This is a genomic window from Pseudomonas sp. ZL2, from assembly GCF_054788455.1.
In genome coordinates this window covers 413963-433341 of sequence record NZ_JBGOGX010000003.1, presented here as the reverse complement: position 1 = coordinate 433341, position 19379 = coordinate 413963, and the positions used below count along the sequence as shown (strand labels likewise).

Here is a 19379-nt window from a genome sequence, read left to right as displayed (position 1 = left end):
TCGCGGGACGGTGATCGAAGCCCGGGGCATCTGCAACCGCTTCGGCACCCAGAGCGTGCACGAGCAACTCGACCTGGACCTGTACCGCGGCGAAATCCTCGCGGTGGTCGGCGGCTCGGGCAGCGGCAAGTCGGTGTTGCTGCGCAGTATCGTCGGCCTGCGCCGGCCCAACGAAGGCCAGGTGCGGGTGTTCGGCCAGGACCTGAGCAGCGCCAGCGACGAGCAGCGTTCACTGGTCGAGCGGCGATTCGGCGTGCTGTTCCAGAAGGGCGCGTTGTTCTCGTCACTGACCGTCACCGAAAACGTCGCCTTGCCGCTGATCGAGCACGCGGGCCTGAGCCGCGCAGATGCCGAGCACCTGGCCGGGGTCAAGCTGGCCCTGGCCGGGTTGCCGATTTCCGCGGCAGACAAATATCCGTCGTCGCTGTCAGGCGGGATGATCAAGCGCGCGGCGCTGGCCCGGGCGCTGGCCCTGGACCCGGACATCCTGTTTCTCGACGAACCCACCGCCGGCCTTGATCCGATTGGCGCGGCGGCCTTCGACCAGCTCATCCTGACCCTGCGCGACGCCCTGGGCCTGAGCGTGTTCCTGATCACCCACGACCTGGACACCCTCTACACCATCACTGATCGCGTCGCCGTGCTGTCGCAGAAAAAGGTGCTGGTTGCCGGGCCCATTGCCCAGGTCGAAGACACCGACGACGCCTGGATTCACGACTACTTTCATGGCCCGCGTGGCCGCGCGGCGTACCAGGCCGCTACAGCGCCCAAGGAGCTCTGAGATGGAAACCCGTGCACATCATGTTTTGATCGGCCTGGTCACCGTACTGGTGGTGGCCGGCGCCATGCTGTTCGGCCTGTGGTTGACCAAGTCCAGCGTCGACAGCACCTTCAAGGACTACGAAGTGGTGTTCAACGAAGCCGTCTCCGGTTTGTCCCGGGGCAGCTCGGTGCAGTACAGCGGCATCAAGGTCGGTGACGTGACCAGCCTGCGCCTGGACCCCAGTGATCCGCGCCGGGTACTGGCCCAGGTGCGTCTGAGCGCCGATACCCCCATCAAGGAGGACACTCAGGCCAAACTGACCCTCACCGGCATCACCGGCACCTCGTTCATCCAGCTCAGCGGTGGTACGCCACAAAGCCCCGAGCTCAAGGGCAAGGATGGCAAACTGCCCGTGATCATCGCCTCGCCGTCGCCGATTGCCCGCTTGCTGGATGACGGCAGCGACCTGATGACCAACATCAACGCCCTGGTGCACAACGCCAACGCGTTGTTCTCCCAGGACAACGTCGCCCGCCTGAGCAACACTCTGAACAACCTCGAACAGACCACCGGAGCTTTCAACGACCAGCGTGGCGACATCCGCGAGGCCATCCAGCAACTGGCCCAGGTCGGCAAGCAGGCCGGGGCCATGCTCGAGCAGACCAGCGAACTGATGCGCAACGCCAACGGCCTGCTCAGCAACCAAGGCAAGCAGATGTTCGGCAGCGCAGAGCAAGCCATGCAGTCGCTGGCGCAAAGCACCGCGACCATCAACAGCCTGCTCAATGACAACCGCGAAGCCATCGACGGCGGCGCCCAGGGTTTCAATCAACTGGCGCCGGCAATCCGCGAGCTGCGCGATACCCTGACCTCGCTCAAAGGTATCTCCCAGCGCCTGGAAGCCAACCCCAGCGGCTACCTGCTGGGCCGTGACAAAAACAAGGAGTTCGAGCCATGAGCCATACCTGCCGCTACCTCGTCCTGGCCACTGCGCTGAGCCTGAGCAGCGCCTGCTCGATCCTGCCCCAGGCCGAACCTGCCGACATCTACCGCCTGCCTTCGGCGCAAAGCACCCGGACTGTGCCGCACAGCACGTTGTGGTCGCTGCGGGTGAACAAGCCGATCGCCAGCGATGTCCTGAACAGCCCGCGTATCGCCGTGGTGCCGCAAGGCGACCTGATCAGCAGCTACAAGGGTGCACGCTGGAGCGACCCGGCGCCGACGTTGCTGCGCAATCGCATGCTCGATGCCTTCCAGCGTGACGGCCGGGTGCAGCGCCTCAGCGCCGACGACAGCAACCTGCAAAGCGATTATGAAATTGCCGGTGAACTGCAGGCCTTCCAGAGCGAGTACAGCGCCGATGGCCTGGCGGTGGTGATCCGCTACGACGCGCGCCTGGTGCAGGGCCGCAGCCAGCGCATCCTCGCCAGCCGGCGCTTTGAGGTGCGCCAGCCGGTGAGCGACAAGCAGGTTTCAGCGGTGGTCAGCAGCTTTGGCACGGCCAGCGACCAGTTGATGAAGCAACTGGTCGACTGGACGGTAGTCCAGGCCGGTCAGCTTCAGGCGAAGAACCAGTAGCACACGAAGATCGCCGCGACCACTCCGGCCAGCTCCGCCAGCAACGCACAGCCTACTGCATGGCGGGCGCGCTGGATGCCGACGGCGCCGAAGTACACTGCCAGCACGTAGAAGGTGGTTTCGGTGCTGCCCTGGATGGTGGCTGCCACCAGGGCCGGGAAGCTATCCACGCCGTGAGTCTGCATGGTTTCGATCAGCATCGCCCGTGCCGCACTGCCGGAAAACGGTTTGACCAGGGCTGTGGGCAGGCCTTCGACAAAGCGGGTATCCCAGCCCAGCCACTCGACCGCATGACGGATGCCATCCAGAGCCAGCTCCAGAGCCCCTGAGGCGCGCAGCACGCCGACGGCGCAGAGCATGGCAACCAGATAGGGCAACAGGCTCTTGGCGACGTCAAAGCCCTCCTTGGCGCCTTCCACGAAGGTTTCATAGACCTTCACCCGCTTCAGCGCACCGATCACCAAAAACAGGATGATCAGGCCGAACAACGTCAGGTTGCCGAGAATCGATGACAGGCTCGCCAGCGCCGTGGCCGACAGGGTGCCGAGAAAGGCCATGAACCCGCCCAGCAGCAGGGCGCCCGGGATCAGGTAAGCCAGCACTACCGGGTCCCATAGCCGAAGTCGCTGCATCACCGCCACCGACAACAGGCCGACCAGGGTCGAGGCGCTGGTGGCGAGCAGGATCGGCAGGAACACCAGGGTCGGGTCCATTGCCCCTTGCTGGGCGCGGTACATGAAGATGGTCACCGGCAGCAGGGTCAGCGAGGAAGCATTGAGCACCAGGAAGAGGATCTGCGCGTTGCTGGCGGTCGTGGAGCTGGGGTTGAGTTCCTGCAGTGCGCGCATGGCCTTGAGGCCGATGGGCGTAGCGGCGTTGTCCAGGCCCAGGCCGTTGGCGGCGAAGTTGAGGGTAATCAGGCCCAGGGCCGGATGGCCGGGCGGGACTTCCGGCATCAGCCGGGCGAACAACGGGCCGAGGACCTTGGCCAGCCATTCGACGATGCCGGCCTTTTCGGCAATCTTCAAAAAGCCCAGCCACAGGGTCAGGGTGCCGAACAGCAGGACCATGACCTCGACCGAGAGCTTGGCCATGGCAAAGATGCTTTCGACCATTGCCGCGAAGATCCCGGCGTTACCGCCCACCAACCATTGTGTCAGTGCCGAGACGGCGGCGACCAAGAAAAAACCAAGCCAAAGGCCGTTGAGCATCCGTTGTTCCCCCCAAAGATGGCGCAAATGATAGCGGGCCGGGTTGGCTTCGCGCCATAAACGTCGACTCAGGCACCGTCTCCATCGCGGGTCAAGCCCGCTCCCACACTGCAGGGGCGGGCTTGACCCGCGATAGGGTCAACAAAAAAGCCCCGACCAGGTCGGGGCTTTTCGTGCAGCCGGTTAGCGCTTACTTGCTGGCAGGCTTGCCAGCCGGTACGGCTTCCTTGCTGCGCCAGTGCGGCAGCGAGTTCCAGTAGCGCTGGCCCTTGGCATCGTCGTACATGCCTTCCCAACGAGCGATAACCAGTACCGCCAGGGCGTTGCCGATCACGTTCAGGGCAGTACGAGCCATGTCCATGATGCGGTCGACACCGGCGATGAAGGCCAGGCCTTCCAGCGGGATACCAACGCTGCCCAGGGTGGCCAGCAGGACCACGAAGGACACGCCCGGTACACCGGCGATGCCTTTGGAAGTGACCATCAGGGTCAGCACCAGCAGCAACTGCTGGCTCAACGACAGGTCGATGCCATACAACTGGGCGATGAAGATCGCCGCGATGCTCTGGTACAGGGTCGAACCGTCAAGGTTGAACGAGTAGCCGGTCGGCACCACGAAGCTGCAGATGGCTTTCGGCGCACCGTAGGCTTCCATCTTCTCGATCACGCGCGGCAGCACGGTCTCGGAGCTGGCGGTGGAGTAGGCCAGGACCAGTTCGTCCTTGAAGATGCGCATCAGCTTGATCACCGAGAAGCCGAACAGGCGGGCGATCAGGCCAAGGACCATGAAGGCGAAGAAGGCGATGGCGAAGTACACCAGCAACACCAGCTTGGCCAGCGGCAGCAGCGAGGCGAAGCCGAAGTTGGCGACGGTCACCGCGATCAGCGCGAACACACCGATTGGCGCGTAGTTCATGATCATGTGAGTGACCTTGAACATGGCTTCGGAGACGCCCTGGAAGGTTTTCACCAGCGGGTCGCGGATGTCTGCCTGCAGGCTCGACAGGCCCAGGCCGAACAGCACCGAGAAGAAGATGATCGGCAGCATCTCACCGCGCATCAGCGCTGCGAAGATGTTCGACGGGATCAGGTTGAGGATGGTCTCGATGAACGCATGCTCATGCTGAACCTCGGCCGCCGTGGCCTGGTACTTGGAGATGTCGACGGTACCCAGGGTGCTCATGTCGATGCCGGCACCCGGGTGGAACAGGTTGGCCAGCACCAGGCCGACGACGATGGCGATGGTGGTCACCACCTCGAAGTAGATGATGGTCTTGAGGCCGATACTGCCGAGTTTTTTCGCATCGCCAACCCCGGCGATACCCACGATCAGCGACGAAATCACGATCGGGATGACGATCATCTTGATCAGGCGAATGAAGATGTCACCTGCAGGCTGCAGGACGTTGCTGATCCACCATGCCTTTTCTGCACTGAAATGGTTCAGTAAAGCGCCGATTGCAATCCCCAGTACCAGACCGATGAGGATCTGCCAGGCGAGGCTTAGCTTTGCCTTCTTCATGTCGTTACCTTTCTTCAAGTGGAAACGGCCACCAGGCTGATAACCGCGATCCAGAGCTGTTGCCAGCGATCCGTATCGTTTTTGTTATCTGCCGATGACATCGTAAAAGGTCACCGCAAGCGAGCGTAGGAACGCTCAGGCCAGCGAAAAAAGGCGCAACTATTCCGACGTGGGGGGGCTCCGTCTAATGCCGTAAACGACTACCCTATGCCGAATCGGCATGAGGTTTATCGGCCAAATCGTACGTCACAATGGGTTATTCGCCTACCGTTCGGAATTCCGACGATGGCCAAAGCGCCATAATCCGGCAGATATAGAGGTATCCACCTGCAAGGCAAAGGCCTTTGTTCGACAATCCGAATGGGTGAAATTGCTTCGACTTTGGTAGGGCGGCGGGGTGAAAAAATATCGATGTACGGTCGGGCAAAAATATGCGTCGACTGCTTCGGTAGGAAAAACGAATTTACTGCGAGGAAAAGGCGATTGCCTCAAAGAGCGCTACGGAAGCCCGGTCGGGCACCTCTGCCTGAAGGCAGTTACCCGACCCGGAACTTCCGCTACCGCTGCACCTGACCCGGCCCTCATCGGAGGTACTCCCTGTACCCCTAGGCCCCTCCGATCCTGAAACAATCAGAGCAGCCCGGCCCCCTGGTCATGCGCCTGCCTTCCTCGGGTGGCGCAGCATAGAAGCCTGAAATGGAAAAAGGTTCAGCTTCTATATATGTACTGATGTGTGAGCAACACCTCAGTACCAGTTCGGATCCCGCTTGAGTTGCTCCTTGAGCAGGGCCTGCATGCCTTCGTCCGGCTTGCCCAGCCATCGGTAGTCGGCGTGGCGTGTGGGCGACTTGTCGGACGGCAACCCTTCGGGTACTTCAACCAGCATCCCGTAGGCTTCGTCCTTGTCCCAACTGAAGGCAACGATCAGGCGCTTGTTCAGGCATTTCTGCTCGGACTCGCACAACGGTCCGACCAGATACTTGTCGCCATCTTCCTCAACCGCCGACATCTGTTGCTCGGAGGTACCGCTCAGGTTGAGGACCCATTCGGGCAAGCGCTCTTCGTTTTTGACCACGTCCTGCCAGGTTTCCCGGTATTCAGGGTCCGAGCCAAGAACCTGATTGGCCCGGACCTGGCCGTCATTGGCCGCCATTGCCACTGCGCTGCCGCCCATGATCAGGGCGGCAACCAGGGCTCTGCCTAGCGTTGTGCTCATACTCAGCCCCTACCGCGGCGACCAAAGAAGAAGGACACCACGAATAGCACCAGGAAGATAATGAACAGAATCTTCGCGATACCGGTAGCGGCGCCGGCGATACCACCGAAGCCCAGCACGGCAGCGACAATGGCGATAATCAGGAAGGTGATGGCCCAACTCAACATGGTGATTCTCCTTACCGTTTTTAGAAGAGGTCCTTGGGTGTTCGCTTAAAACACCCAGCGATCACGGGGTGCAGCGTTATCAACAACGGCTGGAGTGGTCACTGGCGTAGACAGTGCGACCCGGGCCTGCAGCGGTGCAATGGAGCGTTGCGCCTGAACCTGCGCCACCAGTGCTGCCTGGGCAGCCAGCTGCTCGGCACTGTGCGCGGTTTCCCAGCTGTTATAGAGCTGACCGGCAATCAGGGTCAGCAACAGCGCCAGGCTGAAAAACAGGCCTTGGCGCAGCTGAAGCGAAGAAACCTGCACTAGGGTGGCGGGGTAGCGGTTCATGCCGTGCTCCTCCTGCTGCGTTTACTGTTGACTTGATGTAGTCATTGCAGCCTGCATGCCATCCTTTAAAACAATTTTTTATCGTTAAAAATCAATATGTTATCCATATATTTGGATCCCGCCCGAAACGTATCCTGCACGATCGGGCGCAGGCGCTCGTGCGTTTTGCATGATCAGCCCGGGACCTTGCTCGCCACCTTGAGCATGTCGGCATCGACCCCGCGAACGCCGCGAATCTGCCGGGCGACCTCGACGGCAATGGTCTTCTGCTCGCTGCTGACCACCTCGCCAGACAAGCGCACCACGCCATCCTGGGTCGCCACCTTGATGTTCGGGCCATCGAGGTTGCGGCTGTACATGAAACTGGTCTGCACCTTGTCGTTGATCCAGGCGTCGCTGAGCTGCGGATCGGCAACCAGCTCCTGGCGCTCTTCGCGCAACCTGGCCATATCCGCGGCACCCAGGCTGATCAGGTTGTTGACCAGGTAAACGCCCTCGGTGGAGCTTGCCAGTACGCCCGCCAGCTCCTTGGCTTCGGCGCTGCTGACTTGGCCGCGCAGGGTGACCACACCTTCACGGCTGTCTACTTCTATAGGGGCTGCCTGGGTATGAGTGCTCCACAGCAGGCGCGCGCGAATAATGGAGGCGAGGGTCGCGTCCTCCAGGCGCTGGGCATAGGCGCGCAGCTCCAGCGGTTGTTCGACCAGTTCGGCATTTAGCTGCAGGTCGTTCTGCACCGCCTCGATGCCGCGGGTCGCCAGGGCAATACGTTCGGCCAGCTGACGCTCGACCTCGTTTTCCACCTCACCCTGCAAATGCGCCGTGCTGCCCTGGACCTTGACCTCGATCTTGAACGGGTTGAGCAAGCGGTTGAGCGCCAATGCAGTTTGCAAGGCGCCTTCTTGGCGGGCCTGCTGCACGCTGGAAGAAGGCGATTCGGCGGCGCTGCTGGCCATCGGCAGCAGCAGGAACAGGGCAGTAGCGACTGCCAACGGATAGGGCGCGGACATGACAAAGCCTCCGATGGGTCAGAGTCTTTTGTCTTCGCAGAGCCCGTGCCAGTTCCTTGCGGGTAAACAACCGCTGACTTTTCAGTGGGTTAGATAAGTGCTGGGCGAACGGCTACCATGCAGACAGCGGAATGAATCAGAATGAACCATGCAACTTGCCCGATTTTTCCGACACTAACCTAGATCATTCTCAAAGGAGCGTAGGAAATGGAGCCAGCCCAGGAACATCAAGGCCGTATTCTGCTGGTCGACGATGAGTCCGCCATCCTGCGAACCTTCCGCTACTGTCTCGAAGATGAAGGCTACAGTGTGGCCACCGCCAACAGTGCGGCGCAGGCCGAAACCCTGCTGCAACGACAAGTCTTCGACCTGTGTTTCCTCGACCTGCGCCTGGGCGAGGACAACGGTCTGGATGTACTGGCACAGATGCGTATCCAGGCGCCGTGGATGCGCGTGGTGATCGTCACTGCGCATTCGGCGGTCGACACCGCGGTTGATGCAATCCAGGCCGGTGCCGCCGATTACCTGGTGAAGCCGTGCAGCCCGGACCAGTTGCGCCTGGCCACTGCCAAGCAACTGGAAGTCCGTCAGCTGTCGGCACGCCTGGAAGCACTGGAAGGCGAAGTCCGCAAACCCAAGGACGGCCTCGACTCGCACAGCCCGGCGATGATGGTAGTGCTGGAAACTGCCCGCCAGGTCGCCACCACCGACGCCAACATCCTCATTCTCGGTGAGTCCGGTACCGGTAAAGGTGAACTGGCCCGCGCCATTCACGGCTGGAGCAAGCGTGCGCGCAAAGCCTGCGTGACCATCAACTGCCCGTCGTTGACCGCCGAGCTGATGGAAAGCGAGCTGTTCGGCCACAGCCGCGGTGCCTTTACCGGTGCCAGCGAAAGTACCCTGGGCCGGGTTAACCAGGCTGACGGCGGTACGTTGTTCCTCGACGAGATCGGCGATTTCCCGCTGACCCTGCAACCCAAGCTGCTGCGCTTTATCCAGGACAAGGAATACGAGCGGGTCGGCGACCCGGTGACCCGCCGTGCCGATGTGCGGATTCTGGCCGCGACCAACCTCAACCTTGAGGACATGGTCCGCGAAGGACGCTTCCGGGAAGACCTGCTGTACCGTCTGAATGTCATCACCCTGCACCTGCCGCCATTGCGCGAGCGCAGCGAAGACATTCTCACCCTGGCCGATCGTTTCCTCGCCCGCTTCGTCAAGGAATACTCGCGACCGGCACGCGCGTTCAGCGACGAAGCCCGCGCCGCGCTGCTCAATTACCGCTGGCCAGGCAATATCCGCGAGCTGCGCAACGTGGTCGAACGGGCGAGCATCATCTGTGCCCAGGAGCGCGTCGAGATCAGCCACCTGGGCATGGCCGAACAACCGGCCAGCAATGCCCCGCGCATTGGCGCGGCGCTGAGCCTGGATGAACTGGAACGCGCCCATATCGGTGCGGTACTGGCCACCAGTGAAACCCTCGACCAGGCCGCCAAGACCCTCGGTATTGATGCCTCGACCCTGTACCGCAAACGCAAGCAGTACAACCTGTGAAACTGGCGATGAAGCTGCGCACGCGGCTTTTCCTCAGCATTTCAGCGCTGATCACTGTCGCGCTGTTCGGCTTGCTGCTGGGCCTGGTCAGCGTGCTGCAGATGGCCAACGCGCAACAGGCGCTGGTGCGGGAAAACTCGGTGACCCTCGACCTGGGCCTGAAGCTACGGCAGAACCTGGGCGAGCAACTGACCCTGCTGCTGGATGACTCCCAGGACAAACCAGCCCTCGAAGGGCTGCAAAGGCAGTTCCAGCAACTGCTGGACGAAGGCATCAACCATGACGACGACAGCCCTGGCGATCAGGGCTTTGCCAAAGCCAGTATCGATTACCAGGCCTTCCTCCAGGCCTACCGTAGCAGTAGCTCGCCTTCCAAGAGTCTGGGCGCGGACCAACCGTTGGGCCACGCCTTCAACGTACTGCGTGCCGATCTGGTCGAATCGCATAAACGCGCCTTGCAGCACATCAACGAAAGCGAGCAGAAAGCCCATGACCGCGCCCTGCTGATTGGCGGCTTGCTCGGCCTGGTTGGCCTGACAGTATTGATTCTCGGTTTTGTTACAGCCCATGGCATCGCCCGCCGCGTCGGCCAGCCGATCGAAGCACTGGCCAAGGCCGCCGACCAGATCGGCCAAGGCAACTTCGAGGTGACCTTGCCGGTCGCCCACGCCCTGGAGCTGAACCAGCTGACCCGCCGCTTTGGCCTGATGGCCGAAGCCTTGCGCAAGCATCAAGCAACCAACATCGACGAAGTACTGGCCGGCCAGCAGCGTCTGCAAGCGGTGCTCGACAGCATCGACGACGGCTTGCTGATCATCGATCGCCAGGGCCATCTGGAGCACCTCAACCCGGTCGCCCAACGCCAGCTGGGCTGGGAAGATGCACGCCTGGGCACCGGGCTTGGCGATGCCCTGCAGCGCCCGGAGCTGGACGAACAACTGCGCCTGGTGCTGCGCGGCGGCACCCTGGACCGGGTGCCCGATGATCTCAGCCTGGAAATAGATGAAGAATCCCGGCTGCTTTCCTACAGCCTGACACCGGTATGCCATCCACAAGGGCAAATCCTCGGCGCGGTGATGGTGCTGCACGATGTCACCGAACAACGCGCATTCGAACGGGTACGCAGTGAATTCGTCCTGCGTGCCTCCCATGAGCTGCGCACGCCGGTGACCGGCATGCACATGGCTTTCGGCCTGCTGCGTGAGCGCCTGAGCTTTGCCCCTGATTCGCGGGAGGCGGACCTGTCCGACACCATCGGCGAAGAGATGCAGCGCCTGAACCAGCTGATCAATGACCTGCTGAACTTCTCCCGTTACCAGAGCGGCCTGCAAAAGCTCGAACTCACCCCTTGTGCCATCGACGAACTGCTGGGCCGTGCCTGCGAGCGTTTTGCCGCTGCGGCCAACGACAAGCAGATCGAGTTGCAGGTCGAACTCACTGCGCCCCTGCCGCGCATCCAGGCCGACCCCGCGCAACTGGACCGGGTCATGGACAACCTGCTCGACAACGCCGTGCGCCATACGCCGACTGCCGGGCGCATCCGTCTGCATGCACGCCGTCACGCCGAGCGGGTGATCATCAGCATCGAAGACAACGGTGAGGGCATCGCCTACGGCCAGCAGGGCAGGATCTTCGAGCCTTTCGTCCAGGTCGGGCGCAAAAAGGGCGGTGCAGGCCTGGGCCTGGCGCTGTGCAAGGAGATCGTCCAGCTGCACGGCGGGCGCATGGGGGTGTATTCGCGGCCAGGCCAGGGCACCCAGTTCTATATGGCCTTGCCGGTCTGAATCACCTGCGGCTCAGGCTTCATCGTCGATGCGACGAGGCCCGAGACGCCGGCCGCGGGTGATCAGCTCGATGAACTGGCGGGCGTTGAGCGGATGAGCGAACAGCCAGCCCTGGCCGTAATTGACCCCTTCACTGTTCAGCAGCAAGGCTTGGTCTTCGTACTCGATACCCTCGGCAATCACCCGCAACTGCAGGGCGTGGGCCATGCGGATGATGTGCGGCGCCACCCCGCTGCTGGCCGCGTCATGGCCCAATGCATCGATAAAGGCCTTGTCGATCTTCAGGCAATCGACCGGCAGGGTTTGCAGGTAGGCCAGGCTGCAATAGCCGGTGCCGAAATCATCGATCAACACCTGATGCCCCACCGCCCGCAAGGCTTGCAGGTTATCCCGGGCCACCACTACATCAATCAGCCCGCGCTCGGTGACCTCGAAGGCAATCTGGCTGGCCGCCACATGGTGCAAAGCCAGCAACCTCGCGGCTACCCGACCGATTCTCGGCACCATGACATCGCAAGCGGCAAGATTTACCGAGATGTACAGCTGGCGATTGGCGCGCAGCAACTGGCCCAATTGCTCCAGCACTCGCTGCAGGACGAAGTCGGTAATCTGACGGATCTGCCCCGTGTTCTCCGCCAGCGGGATGAACAAGTCCGGGCTGGTCAGCGTGCCATCCGGCCGTCGCCAGCGTACCAGGGCTTCAGCCCCCACGCAGCGGCGGCTGGTGAGTTCGAAGATCGGCTGGTAGAGCACTTGCAACTCCCCCCGGCGCAAGGCGCCCTGCAGCTCCGAGCTCATCGAGCGACGCTGGCGAACCAGCTGCAGCACCAACCAGCCAATGCACCAAGCCAGCACCAGGCTGCCTGGGAACAGTAGCCAGAGAATGCCGTTCATCTTCAACGGCAAGCTGGCCCGCGGGGCGATCAGCACCAGTTGATAGTCCGGCGACTTGGTCGGCATACGGTAGATAAGCCGGTCCGACAGCTCCAGCAGGGAATCGTTGGAGGCCGGCGGCCAGTCGGTTGACGGCGGCCATACTTGCGGCGGGCCAAGTACCGGAACGGCACGTGCACCGTTGTCCAGCACCACTAGCAAGCTGCCCTCCGGCGGCAGGTCGACCACATCGGTCAGGTGCCCACGGGAAGTGGCGACGAGAAATTTGCCACGGCCAAGCATCAACGCCGCCAGGTTGTCATCGGGTTCGGTGGTGGTGTTGAGCCAGTAGCTGTAGGTAGGGCCCTGGATATCGGCAGGGCGTAACGGATTGATGGTGCGCTCGCCGATGCGGTTGGAACAGGCGATAGTGCCATCGACGTAGGCGGCTTCATAAACGAAACGGTAGCTGAAGCCGACCTGCTGCAAGGCCGCTAGCATATTGGCGTCGCAGCCCCGCAAAGGCTGGGCCTGAAGCTGATCGACGCCTTCGCGCAACTGGCCGAATATCTGTTCCAGGCGCACGAGAAAACGCTCGCCCTTGGCGTTCATCTGCTCGATTTCGCTTTGCTGTATCTGGTGCATGGCCACGCCAACGCTGGCCATGAGCAACAGGATCGCGCTGGCCGTAGCCGCGAGTATGGCCAATAACCAGGGACGATAGAGCAGGTGGCGCAGCACGGACAGGGCAGCTGACATCAATAAGCATCCAGTTGAATACCAAGAGGTATAGCAACTGCCAGCCAAGTCAGCCTGCCCGTTGGGCGGTGCCGGTTAACGACTGCTGTTGAGCACCTGCAACATCGCCGCTGTTTGTGCATCCGGCACACCATCGAAACGCTGGGGGCGGAAGCGCATCTGGAAAGCTGCCAACACGTGCTTGGTGCTGACGTCGTATTCGCCGGTCTGCTCGATGGCATAGCCAAAGCGCTTCAACTGCTGCTGATACCAGGTGATGCTCGGCGGATTGACATTGAAGTACGCCTGCTGCCGGGCCACGGCCTGTGCGTTCGGCCAGACCCCAAGCCCCGCGTCTGCCAGGCGCTTCCAGGGGAACATCGGACCCGGGTCGAGTTTGCGCAGCGGCGCGATATCGCTGTGGCCGATGATGTAGCGGGGTTTGATGTTGTTGCGCTTGACGATGTCCTTGAGCAGGACGATCAGCGCTTCGATCTGTGCCTCGGTGTACGGCTGCCAGACCCGCCCGGTTGGCGTGTCGGTAAAACCCGGATTGACGATCTCGATACCGATGGAGGTGGAATTGAGCCAGGTGCGGCCATCCCACTGGCTGTCGCCGGCATGCCAGGCACGGCGGCCCTCGTCGACCAGTTGATAGACGGTCGCCGGTGAATCGCCAATCAGGTAATGACTGCTGACTTCACCGTGGGTCAGCAAGGCCAGGGAACGCTCCAGCGACGCGTTGGTGTAATGCAGGACGACGAACTGGATCCGTTCGTCCTGGTTGGCGGAGGTGTGGCTGCGATCGATCCGCAGGCCAGTGGCGCAACCTGCCAGGGTCAGCAGCAGGAGGGCGGTGAAAAACGCTTTCATGGAGAGGGCACTGTGATGAGAGTCTGCAAAGCGTAAGCTTACCGTATCCTCAATGTTGCCACTCAGCCCTGTTCGACACGATTTCGACCAAGATGTTTCGCCCGGTACAGCGCCTCGTCCGCCCGCTTGAGCACCACCTCGCTGCGCTCACCGCTGCGAAATGCGCTGATACCGATCGACAAGGTGATGGTCACCCGCTCGCCCTTGAAGTGGAACGGGCAGGCTTCAATGGCTGCGCGCAAGGTTTCCGCCAGTTGGCAGCCAGCAGGCAGCGAGGTTTGCGGAATCAGCAAGACGAACTCCTCACCACCAAAGCGGGCGATGAAATCACGGCTGCGCAGGCGCTTGCGCAGCACGCTGGCGACAATCTTCAGCACCTTGTCGCCAGCCAGGTGGCCATAGCTGTCGTTGATACGCTTGAAATGGTCAAGATCGAGGATCGCCATTAGCAGGTGGCCACCGCTTTCTTGCCACTCCAGCACTTCCTGATCGACCCGCTCCGACCAGGCGGCGCGGTTGGGCAGGCCGGTGAGGGGGTCGATCAGGGCTTTCTGACGCTGCTCCTCAAGGTGCTCGCGATAGCCCAGGGCTTCCTGCTCCATGCTTGCCACCCGTTCGGCCAAGCCATGCAGGCGACTGGCCATCTCCTGCTCGCGCTGATCGCGCTGTTGCTGGTGCTCGTCCATGGTACCGAGCAAGCCTTCGAGGCGGTTTTCGAGGATGTTTTTGAGACTGCCCAAGTCGGCTGCGCCCTGCACACTGCTTTGCAGGCCATCGACTTGCTCACGCAGCTGGCTGTCGAGGTCGCGCGCTGCCGAGGTATTGTCGGCATGGCCTTCGCTGGCTTCGTGCAGGTGGCTCTGGAATGACTCCAGGCGTTCGTTGAGTTGCTGCAGGTAGGCTTCGAATTCGTGCTGGCCACTGTCGTTGATCGCCAGCATCAGCACTGCCAGATCATCCAGCACCGGCAGCAGCTCATACCAGTTCAGGCCGTGCTCCAGGCGCTCGCGCATGGATTGCGCCTGGGCCTTGTGGCGTTCGGGCAGGGTCAGGTCGTCGAGCAAGCCAAGCAGAGTCTCTTCAATATGAGTTGCGACCGAGCTGTAAGTGGGCTCGGTGCCATCGGGCAGGGCGTACTGGGCGTCCTCATCGTCGACGGCCTCGGCTTCTGGCTGGTGAGCGGGGGGATCGTCCGGGCTATGTTCGAGTAGCGCCAATACATCCTGCTCACTGTCCAAAATGATGGACTCGACCGGCGCTGGCAGTTCGGGTTCGGGCTCTGTTGGCAGCTCTAGAACTGGCTCGGGCTCGGGCTCGGGCGCAGCCGTAAGCGGTGGCTCTTCGTTAGCTTCAGCCTCGACCGTTGCGGGCTCGAACGCCTCGGGCACAAGCGCTTGAGCAGCCGACAAGGGCTGCAACTCATCGATATCGACGGGCTCTTGCGGTGCAGTTTCCACAACAGCTTGCGGCATCGGCGCAAGCTGCTCTCTAGCCTCAGGTACAGCCACTGCTGTTCCTGCGAGCGCCGGTTGCAAGGCTTCGGCTTCTGCTTCGGCTTCGCGGTTTCCGAACAAACGCTGCAGCAAGCCGGGCCGATGCGCCTCTTCAGGCCGCTCCAGCGCCAGCAGTGCTTGGCCCTGCAAGCCGCTCAACTCGCCCAGCAGCAGGGGCATTTCCCGGGATTGGCTGGCGCGGGCCTCGACCTGCTTGGCGAATTTTTTCAGCGGTCGGCTGACGTCGCTGGGCAAGGGCAGGGTCTGCAACTGGCTGACCAGCGAGGCGAGGGCAGTGGTGACCTGAGCGATACGGGTTTCCCGGCGCTGCTCGGAATCGAGCACGGCCTTTTCCAGGCGCGGGATCAAGCCGGCGAGGGCGGCGTCCATGTTGTCGGTGCGGATCACCTCGCGCATTTCCTTCATGCACTGGTCCACCGCGCGGTCGCTGCCTTCAGCGGCCAGCGTGCTGCGCACAAGACCACGGCGCAACAGGTCGAGACGGGCCTCCCAACGGCGCTCCAGCTTCTCTTGCTGCTCGATACTCTTGAGGTATTTCTCTTTCCAGCGCTGGGCTTCGTCGGTCATGCCTGGGTCCGCAGAGGGTAATGGCAATTAGCTCAAAGCGGGCAGCGTATCCACAGCAAGGGCATCAGGCAAACGAATCTCAACCGCGACCGGAAGATGATCGGAAATAGGCTGGGCCAGAACCTCGACCCGCTCCAGGGTCAGGCTCGGGCTGAGCAGAATATGATCAAGGCAGCGCTGTGGCCGCCAGCTGGGGAAGGTGGCTTGAATCTGGGGCGCGATCAGGCCCAGATCGCGCAGCGGCGAGTGTTCGAGCAGGTCGGTGGCATGGGTGTTCATGTCACCCATCAGTACCTGATGGCGGTAGCCGCCGATCAGTTCGCGAATGTAGGCAAGCTGCCGGGCTCGGGTCTTGGAGCCAAGGGCCAGGTGCATCATCACCACGACCAGGGCGTCTTCACCCTCGCCGAAACGCACCAGGATTGCCCCACGCCCGACAGGGCCCGGCAACGGGTGATCTTCGAGCAGTTGCGGCTTCAGGCGGCTGAGCACGCCATTGCTGTGCTGGGCCAGACGACCGAGGTTGCGGTTGAGCTGCTGGTACCAGTAAGGGAAAGCACCGAGCTGGGCCAGGTGCTCGACCTGGTTGACGTAGCCCGAGCGCAGGCTGCCGCCGTCGGCCTCCTGCAAGGCGACCAGGTCGAAATCGGCGAGCAGGTCGCCGATTTTCTGCAGGTTGCCGGCCCGCCCGGTGTGCGGCAGCAAGTGCTGCCAGCCACGAGTCAGGTAATGGCGGTAACGCTCGGTGCTGATGCCGACCTGGATGTTGAAACTGAGCAGCCGCAGCCGGCCATCCTCTGGCAGGCCGTTGGCCTGCAAGTGATGTTCGTTGACCTGCGGATCATGCAGGCCAACGCCACGCTCGGTTCTCCAGCGGCGCATGGCTGGCGCCGCTTACTTAGCGGCGCGCTCCTTGGCGATCAGGTAGTCAGCGACATTCAGCACGCCCTGCGGACCTTTGGCGGTGCCCAGGTCAAAGCGGTACTTGCCGTTGACAACCATGCTCGGTACGCCGGTGATGCCGTACTTCTGGGCCAGATCTTTGGCCTGCTTCACTTGGCCCTTGATGGCAAAGGAGTTGAAGGTGGCGAGGAACTTGTCGCGATCAACACCTTGAGTGGCGAGGAAGTCAGCCATCTCTTCAGGCTTGGTCAGGTGCTTGCGCTGAACCTGAATGGCTTCGAACACCGCAGCGTGAACCTTGTGTTCAACACCCATGGCTTCGAGGGTCAGGAACATCTGGCCGTGGGCATCCCAAGGGCCACCGAACATCGCCGGGATCCGCTTGAAATTGACGTCCTCGGGCAGCTTCTCGACCCATGGATTGACCACCGGCTCGAAGCTGTAGCAGTGCGGGCAGCCATACCAAAACAGTTCGACCACTTCGATCTTGCCAGGTACCGACACCGGAACCGGGTTCTGCAGCTCGGTATACCGGTCGGAGGGTACCGGTTCTGCCGCCTGGGCAGTCATGCCGAAGAGGCTGGCGGTGACCAGCGCGGCGCCGAGAATCAGATTACGCATGCTTTACTCCTGAGCAGTCTATTGAGTCGCCTTGGCGCGACCGGTCGCAGGACAGGTCGAGGCAGGCCCGAGTTCGTTAGTGTAACGGCAGCGGGCACAAAAAAGGGCGGCCGAAGCCACCCTTTTCATCTTTGCGCCGCAGTATTAACCCAGCGTTAAAGCGCGGATCAGTGCAGACCCTGGATGTAGCTGGACAGCGCTTCGATGTCCTTGTTGCTCAGCTTGGCAGCGATGGTGCGCATGGTGGTGGCGTCGCCATCGTTGGTACGGTTGCCTTCGCGGAAGTCGGTCAACTGCTTGGCTACGTAGCTGGAGTGCTGGCCACCCAGGTGCGGGAAGCCGGCCAGGGCAATGCCTGCGCCGTTAGGCGAGTGGCAGCCGGTGCAGGCCGGCAGGCCTTTCTCGACGTCGCCGCCGTTGAACAGAGCGCGGCCACGCTCGACCAGCTTCGGATCAGCCGCGCCGACACTGCCTTTCTGGCTGGAGAAGTAAGCGGCGATATCCGCCAGGTCCTGGTCGCTGAAGGCGGCCAGCATGCCGGTCATTTCCAGCACGGTGCGCTTGCCCGACTTGATGTCATGCAATTGCTTTTCCAGGTACTTTTCACCCTGGCCTGCAAGTTTCGGGAAGTTCGGCGCCAGGCTGTTGCCGTCCGGATTGTGACAAGCGCCACATACAGCAGTTTTGGCCTGACCAGCAGCGGCATCCCCTTTGATAGGCTCTGCGGCATTGGCTGCACCGGTGATGCCCAAGGTCAACAGCAGACTCACGAGTAGTTTGTTCATCAGCTAATCCAACTACGGCTAAGGGTGAAAGAGTTATGTATCGGGACTTTGGCTCATCCACTGGATGATTGCCTGGTAGTCCTCGGCACTGCAGTCCATGCACAATCCACGCATTGGCATAGCCTTGAAACCCTGGGTGACATGCACCACCAGCATCTCCATACCCTTCGCCAGTCTTGGCTCCCAAGCCGCACGATCACCCGCTTTCGGTGCCTGTGGCAGCTGCCCGGCGTGACAAGCCGCACACGTGCGGTTGTACAACGCCTCGGGATCCTGTGTAGCCTGAGCGCTGAATAACGGTATCAAGACACCGACAACAAGCAGCCATTTCGTCATGCGAACGACCTTTCAGGGTTGGGGGCTGCACTGCGTTCTAATGCGCAAGCTTGAATCCGATGCCCCCGTGCACATCCTCCTACGCTGGGATAATGCGCACACAAAATCTGGGGCATTATATACTCCCGTTACTGAAACGGAAACGACACCGCTTGCCGAGCCTGCCTCTGGCAACGCCCACACCGGATATCCCATGCAAGTCAAAAACCCCATCCTCGGCCTCTGCCAACAGGCCAAATTCGCCATCAGTGCTGCCAAGGTCGACCAGTGTCCGCCCGACCAGGGCTATGAAGTGGCCTTTGCCGGCCGTTCCAACGCCGGCAAGTCCAGCGCCCTGAACACCCTGACCCACGCCAGCCTGGCGCGCACCTCGAAAACCCCGGGGCGCACCCAGCTGTTGAACTTCTTCAGTCTGGACGATGAACGGCGTTTGGTCGACTTGCCGGGTTACGGTTATGCCAAGGTGCCAATCCCGCTCAAGCAGCACTGGCAGCGCCACCTGGAGGCCTACCTGGGCAGCCGCGAGGCCTTGAAGGGCTTGATCCTGATGATGGATGTGCGCCATCCGATGACCGACTTCGACATGATGCTGCTCGACTGGTCGCGCGCATCGGGCATGCCGATGCACATCCTGCTGACCAAGGCTGACAAGCTGACCTTCGGTGCAGCCAAGAACACCCTGCTCAAAGTTCAGTCGGAAATTCGCAAAGGCTGGGGCGACAGCGTGTCGATCCAGCTGTTTTCGGCGCCCAAGCGTCAGGGCCTGGAAGAGGCCTACGGGGTGCTGGCGCGCTGGATGGAACTGCCGGACAAGCCCGCCGAATAAGGGCTGCCCGGCAAACGCCGGGCAAAAAAAACCCCGGACTTCGTATGGGGAGGGGGAAGTTCGGGGTTCAAGTTTCCGGACCGCTAGGGCGGGGTCCAGATATCTGCCAACACTTAACACAACATAGGAGCATCGAAGGGCTTCACCAGCCATTCAGTTACTCTGAGTCGCGGTTCACCGGTTTAGTTCCGGACGTTTAAAAACTATT

At 61.7% G+C, this 19379-nt stretch carries 19 protein-coding genes; 6 read left to right on the top strand and 13 right to left on the bottom strand.

Translation table 11 applies throughout. The features are described from left to right. Nucleotides 1–10 precede the first annotated feature (10 nt). From ABM562_RS05755 to ABM562_RS05745, 3 genes are read left to right on the top strand one after another with little or no spacing between them, the layout of a single operon-like run. On the top strand, nucleotides 11–781 hold the full coding sequence (locus ABM562_RS05755; protein WP_166675764.1) for an ABC transporter ATP-binding protein: 771 nt from the start codon (nucleotides 11–13) through the stop codon (nucleotides 779–781). A 1-nt stretch (nucleotide 782) separates the two neighbouring features. Beyond that, nucleotides 783–1721 (top strand): MlaD family protein, encoded by a 939-nt coding sequence (locus ABM562_RS05750; protein WP_115084431.1) that lies wholly within the window; start codon nucleotides 783–785, stop codon nucleotides 1719–1721. Continuing rightward, nucleotides 1718–2341, top strand: a complete 624-nt coding sequence (locus ABM562_RS05745; RefSeq protein WP_115084432.1) for an ABC-type transport auxiliary lipoprotein family protein — start codon at nucleotides 1718–1720, stop codon at nucleotides 2339–2341. The genes ABM562_RS05750 and ABM562_RS05745 overlap by 4 nt, the downstream gene beginning before the upstream one ends. Here the strand turns inward: ABM562_RS05745 and ABM562_RS05740 are convergent. The 6 genes from ABM562_RS05740 to ABM562_RS05715 form a co-directional block, all read right to left on the bottom strand. Then, complete coding sequence (locus ABM562_RS05740) at nucleotides 2323–3552, bottom strand: nucleoside recognition domain-containing protein (RefSeq protein ID WP_460421123.1); 1230 nt, start codon at nucleotides 3550–3552, stop codon at nucleotides 2323–2325. The genes ABM562_RS05745 and ABM562_RS05740 overlap by 19 nt on opposite strands. A 190-nt stretch (nucleotides 3553–3742) precedes the next feature. Beyond that, a complete protein-coding gene (gltP, locus tag ABM562_RS05735) occupies nucleotides 3743–5074 on the bottom strand; it encodes a glutamate/aspartate:proton symporter GltP (RefSeq protein ID WP_038997805.1) in 1332 nt (443 codons plus the stop codon). Between the two features lie 745 nt (nucleotides 5075–5819). Then, on the bottom strand, nucleotides 5820–6290 hold the full coding sequence (locus tag ABM562_RS05730) for an inhibitor of vertebrate lysozyme family protein (RefSeq protein WP_115084434.1): 471 nt from the start codon (nucleotides 6288–6290) through the stop codon (nucleotides 5820–5822). Nucleotides 6291–6292: 2 nt separating this feature from the next. Further along, nucleotides 6293–6457, bottom strand: a complete 165-nt coding sequence (locus tag ABM562_RS05725; protein ID WP_010222609.1) for a DUF1328 domain-containing protein — start codon at nucleotides 6455–6457, stop codon at nucleotides 6293–6295. Between the two features lie 45 nt (nucleotides 6458–6502). Further along, complete coding sequence (locus ABM562_RS05720; protein WP_115084435.1) at nucleotides 6503–6787, bottom strand: hypothetical protein; 285 nt, start codon at nucleotides 6785–6787, stop codon at nucleotides 6503–6505. 173 nt (nucleotides 6788–6960) lie between these two features. Further along, the gene (locus ABM562_RS05715; RefSeq protein WP_240047908.1) at nucleotides 6961–7743 is read right to left on the bottom strand and encodes a BON domain-containing protein; all 783 of its coding nucleotides are present in this window, start codon (nucleotides 7741–7743) and stop codon (nucleotides 6961–6963) included. A 261-nt stretch (nucleotides 7744–8004) separates the two neighbouring features. Here ABM562_RS05715 and algB point away from each other — a divergent pair, with 261 nt between their 5' ends. Both algB and ABM562_RS05705 read left to right on the top strand, forming a co-directional pair. Continuing rightward, nucleotides 8005–9351, top strand: a complete 1347-nt coding sequence (algB, locus tag ABM562_RS05710; RefSeq protein WP_115084437.1) for a sigma-54-dependent response regulator transcription factor AlgB — start codon at nucleotides 8005–8007, stop codon at nucleotides 9349–9351. Nucleotides 9352–9359: 8 nt separating this feature from the next. Next, nucleotides 9360–11135 carry a KinB sensor domain-containing domain gene (locus ABM562_RS05705; protein ID WP_115084992.1) on the top strand — a complete coding sequence of 592 codons (1776 nt, stop codon included), beginning with the start codon at nucleotides 9360–9362 and terminating at the stop codon, nucleotides 11133–11135. Nucleotides 11136–11147: 12 nt separating this feature from the next. On the opposite strand, the gene ABM562_RS05700 is transcribed toward ABM562_RS05705, so the two are convergent. From ABM562_RS05700 to ABM562_RS05670, 7 genes are all read right to left on the bottom strand, one after another. Next, nucleotides 11148–12767, bottom strand: a complete 1620-nt coding sequence (locus ABM562_RS05700) for an EAL domain-containing protein (RefSeq protein ID WP_115084438.1) — start codon at nucleotides 12765–12767, stop codon at nucleotides 11148–11150. A gap of 75 nt (nucleotides 12768–12842) precedes the next feature. Then, the gene (locus ABM562_RS05695) at nucleotides 12843–13619 is read right to left on the bottom strand and encodes an N-acetylmuramoyl-L-alanine amidase (protein WP_115084439.1); all 777 of its coding nucleotides are present in this window, start codon (nucleotides 13617–13619) and stop codon (nucleotides 12843–12845) included. Between the two features lie 62 nt (nucleotides 13620–13681). Further along, nucleotides 13682–15700, bottom strand: coding sequence for a GGDEF domain-containing protein (locus ABM562_RS05690; protein WP_134065324.1), 2019 nt, complete (start codon nucleotides 15698–15700; stop codon nucleotides 13682–13684). 27 nt (nucleotides 15701–15727) lie between these two features. Beyond that, nucleotides 15728–16582 carry an endonuclease/exonuclease/phosphatase family protein gene (locus tag ABM562_RS05685; protein ID WP_460421118.1) on the bottom strand — a complete coding sequence of 285 codons (855 nt, stop codon included), beginning with the start codon at nucleotides 16580–16582 and terminating at the stop codon, nucleotides 15728–15730. A gap of 12 nt (nucleotides 16583–16594) precedes the next feature. Next, complete coding sequence (dsbA, locus tag ABM562_RS05680; RefSeq protein WP_115084442.1) at nucleotides 16595–17224, bottom strand: thiol:disulfide interchange protein DsbA; 630 nt, start codon at nucleotides 17222–17224, stop codon at nucleotides 16595–16597. Between the two features lie 167 nt (nucleotides 17225–17391). Further along, nucleotides 17392–18009, bottom strand: a complete 618-nt coding sequence (locus tag ABM562_RS05675) for a c-type cytochrome (protein ID WP_045200661.1) — start codon at nucleotides 18007–18009, stop codon at nucleotides 17392–17394. A 33-nt stretch (nucleotides 18010–18042) separates the two neighbouring features. Continuing rightward, nucleotides 18043–18345, bottom strand: a complete 303-nt coding sequence (locus ABM562_RS05670; RefSeq protein WP_038997819.1) for a c-type cytochrome — start codon at nucleotides 18343–18345, stop codon at nucleotides 18043–18045. Nucleotides 18346–18538: 193 nt separating this feature from the next. Between ABM562_RS05670 and yihA the strand changes: the two genes are divergently transcribed. Continuing rightward, nucleotides 18539–19171 (top strand): ribosome biogenesis GTP-binding protein YihA/YsxC, encoded by a 633-nt coding sequence (gene yihA, locus ABM562_RS05665; RefSeq protein WP_115084443.1) that lies wholly within the window; start codon nucleotides 18539–18541, stop codon nucleotides 19169–19171. Nucleotides 19172–19379: the final 208 nt, after the last annotated feature.

Bases quoted from the DNA above. Each gene is read 5' to 3' on its own strand.
- ABM562_RS05750 (WP_115084431.1), top strand. From the start codon at position 783: ATGGAAACCCGTGCACATCATGTTTTGATCGGCCTGGTCACCGTACTG.
- ABM562_RS05745 (WP_115084432.1), top strand. From the start codon at position 1,718: ATGAGCCATACCTGCCGCTACCTCGTCCTGGCCACTGCGCTGAGCCTG.
- ABM562_RS05740 (WP_460421123.1), bottom strand. From the start codon at position 3,552: ATGCTCAACGGCCTTTGGCTTGGTTTTTTCTTGGTCGCCGCCGTCTCG.
- gltP (WP_038997805.1), bottom strand. From the start codon at position 5,074: ATGAAGAAGGCAAAGCTAAGCCTCGCCTGGCAGATCCTCATCGGTCTG.
- ABM562_RS05730 (WP_115084434.1), bottom strand. From the start codon at position 6,290: ATGAGCACAACGCTAGGCAGAGCCCTGGTTGCCGCCCTGATCATGGGC.
- ABM562_RS05725 (WP_010222609.1), bottom strand. From the start codon at position 6,457: ATGTTGAGTTGGGCCATCACCTTCCTGATTATCGCCATTGTCGCTGCC.
- ABM562_RS05720 (WP_115084435.1), bottom strand. From the start codon at position 6,787: ATGAACCGCTACCCCGCCACCCTAGTGCAGGTTTCTTCGCTTCAGCTG.
- ABM562_RS05715 (WP_240047908.1), bottom strand. From the start codon at position 7,743: ATGGCCAGCAGCGCCGCCGAATCGCCTTCTTCCAGCGTGCAGCAGGCC.
- algB (WP_115084437.1), top strand. From the start codon at position 8,005: ATGGAGCCAGCCCAGGAACATCAAGGCCGTATTCTGCTGGTCGACGAT.
- ABM562_RS05705 (WP_115084992.1), top strand. From the start codon at position 9,360: ATGAAGCTGCGCACGCGGCTTTTCCTCAGCATTTCAGCGCTGATCACT.
- ABM562_RS05700 (WP_115084438.1), bottom strand. From the start codon at position 12,767: ATGTCAGCTGCCCTGTCCGTGCTGCGCCACCTGCTCTATCGTCCCTGG.
- ABM562_RS05695 (WP_115084439.1), bottom strand. From the start codon at position 13,619: ATGAAAGCGTTTTTCACCGCCCTCCTGCTGCTGACCCTGGCAGGTTGC.
- ABM562_RS05690 (WP_134065324.1), bottom strand. From the start codon at position 15,700: ATGACCGACGAAGCCCAGCGCTGGAAAGAGAAATACCTCAAGAGTATC.
- ABM562_RS05685 (WP_460421118.1), bottom strand. From the start codon at position 16,582: ATGCGCCGCTGGAGAACCGAGCGTGGCGTTGGCCTGCATGATCCGCAG.
- dsbA (WP_115084442.1), bottom strand. From the start codon at position 17,224: ATGCGTAATCTGATTCTCGGCGCCGCGCTGGTCACCGCCAGCCTCTTC.
- ABM562_RS05675 (WP_045200661.1), bottom strand. From the start codon at position 18,009: ATGAACAAACTACTCGTGAGTCTGCTGTTGACCTTGGGCATCACCGGT.
- ABM562_RS05670 (WP_038997819.1), bottom strand. From the start codon at position 18,345: ATGACGAAATGGCTGCTTGTTGTCGGTGTCTTGATACCGTTATTCAGC.
- yihA (WP_115084443.1), top strand. From the start codon at position 18,539: ATGCAAGTCAAAAACCCCATCCTCGGCCTCTGCCAACAGGCCAAATTC.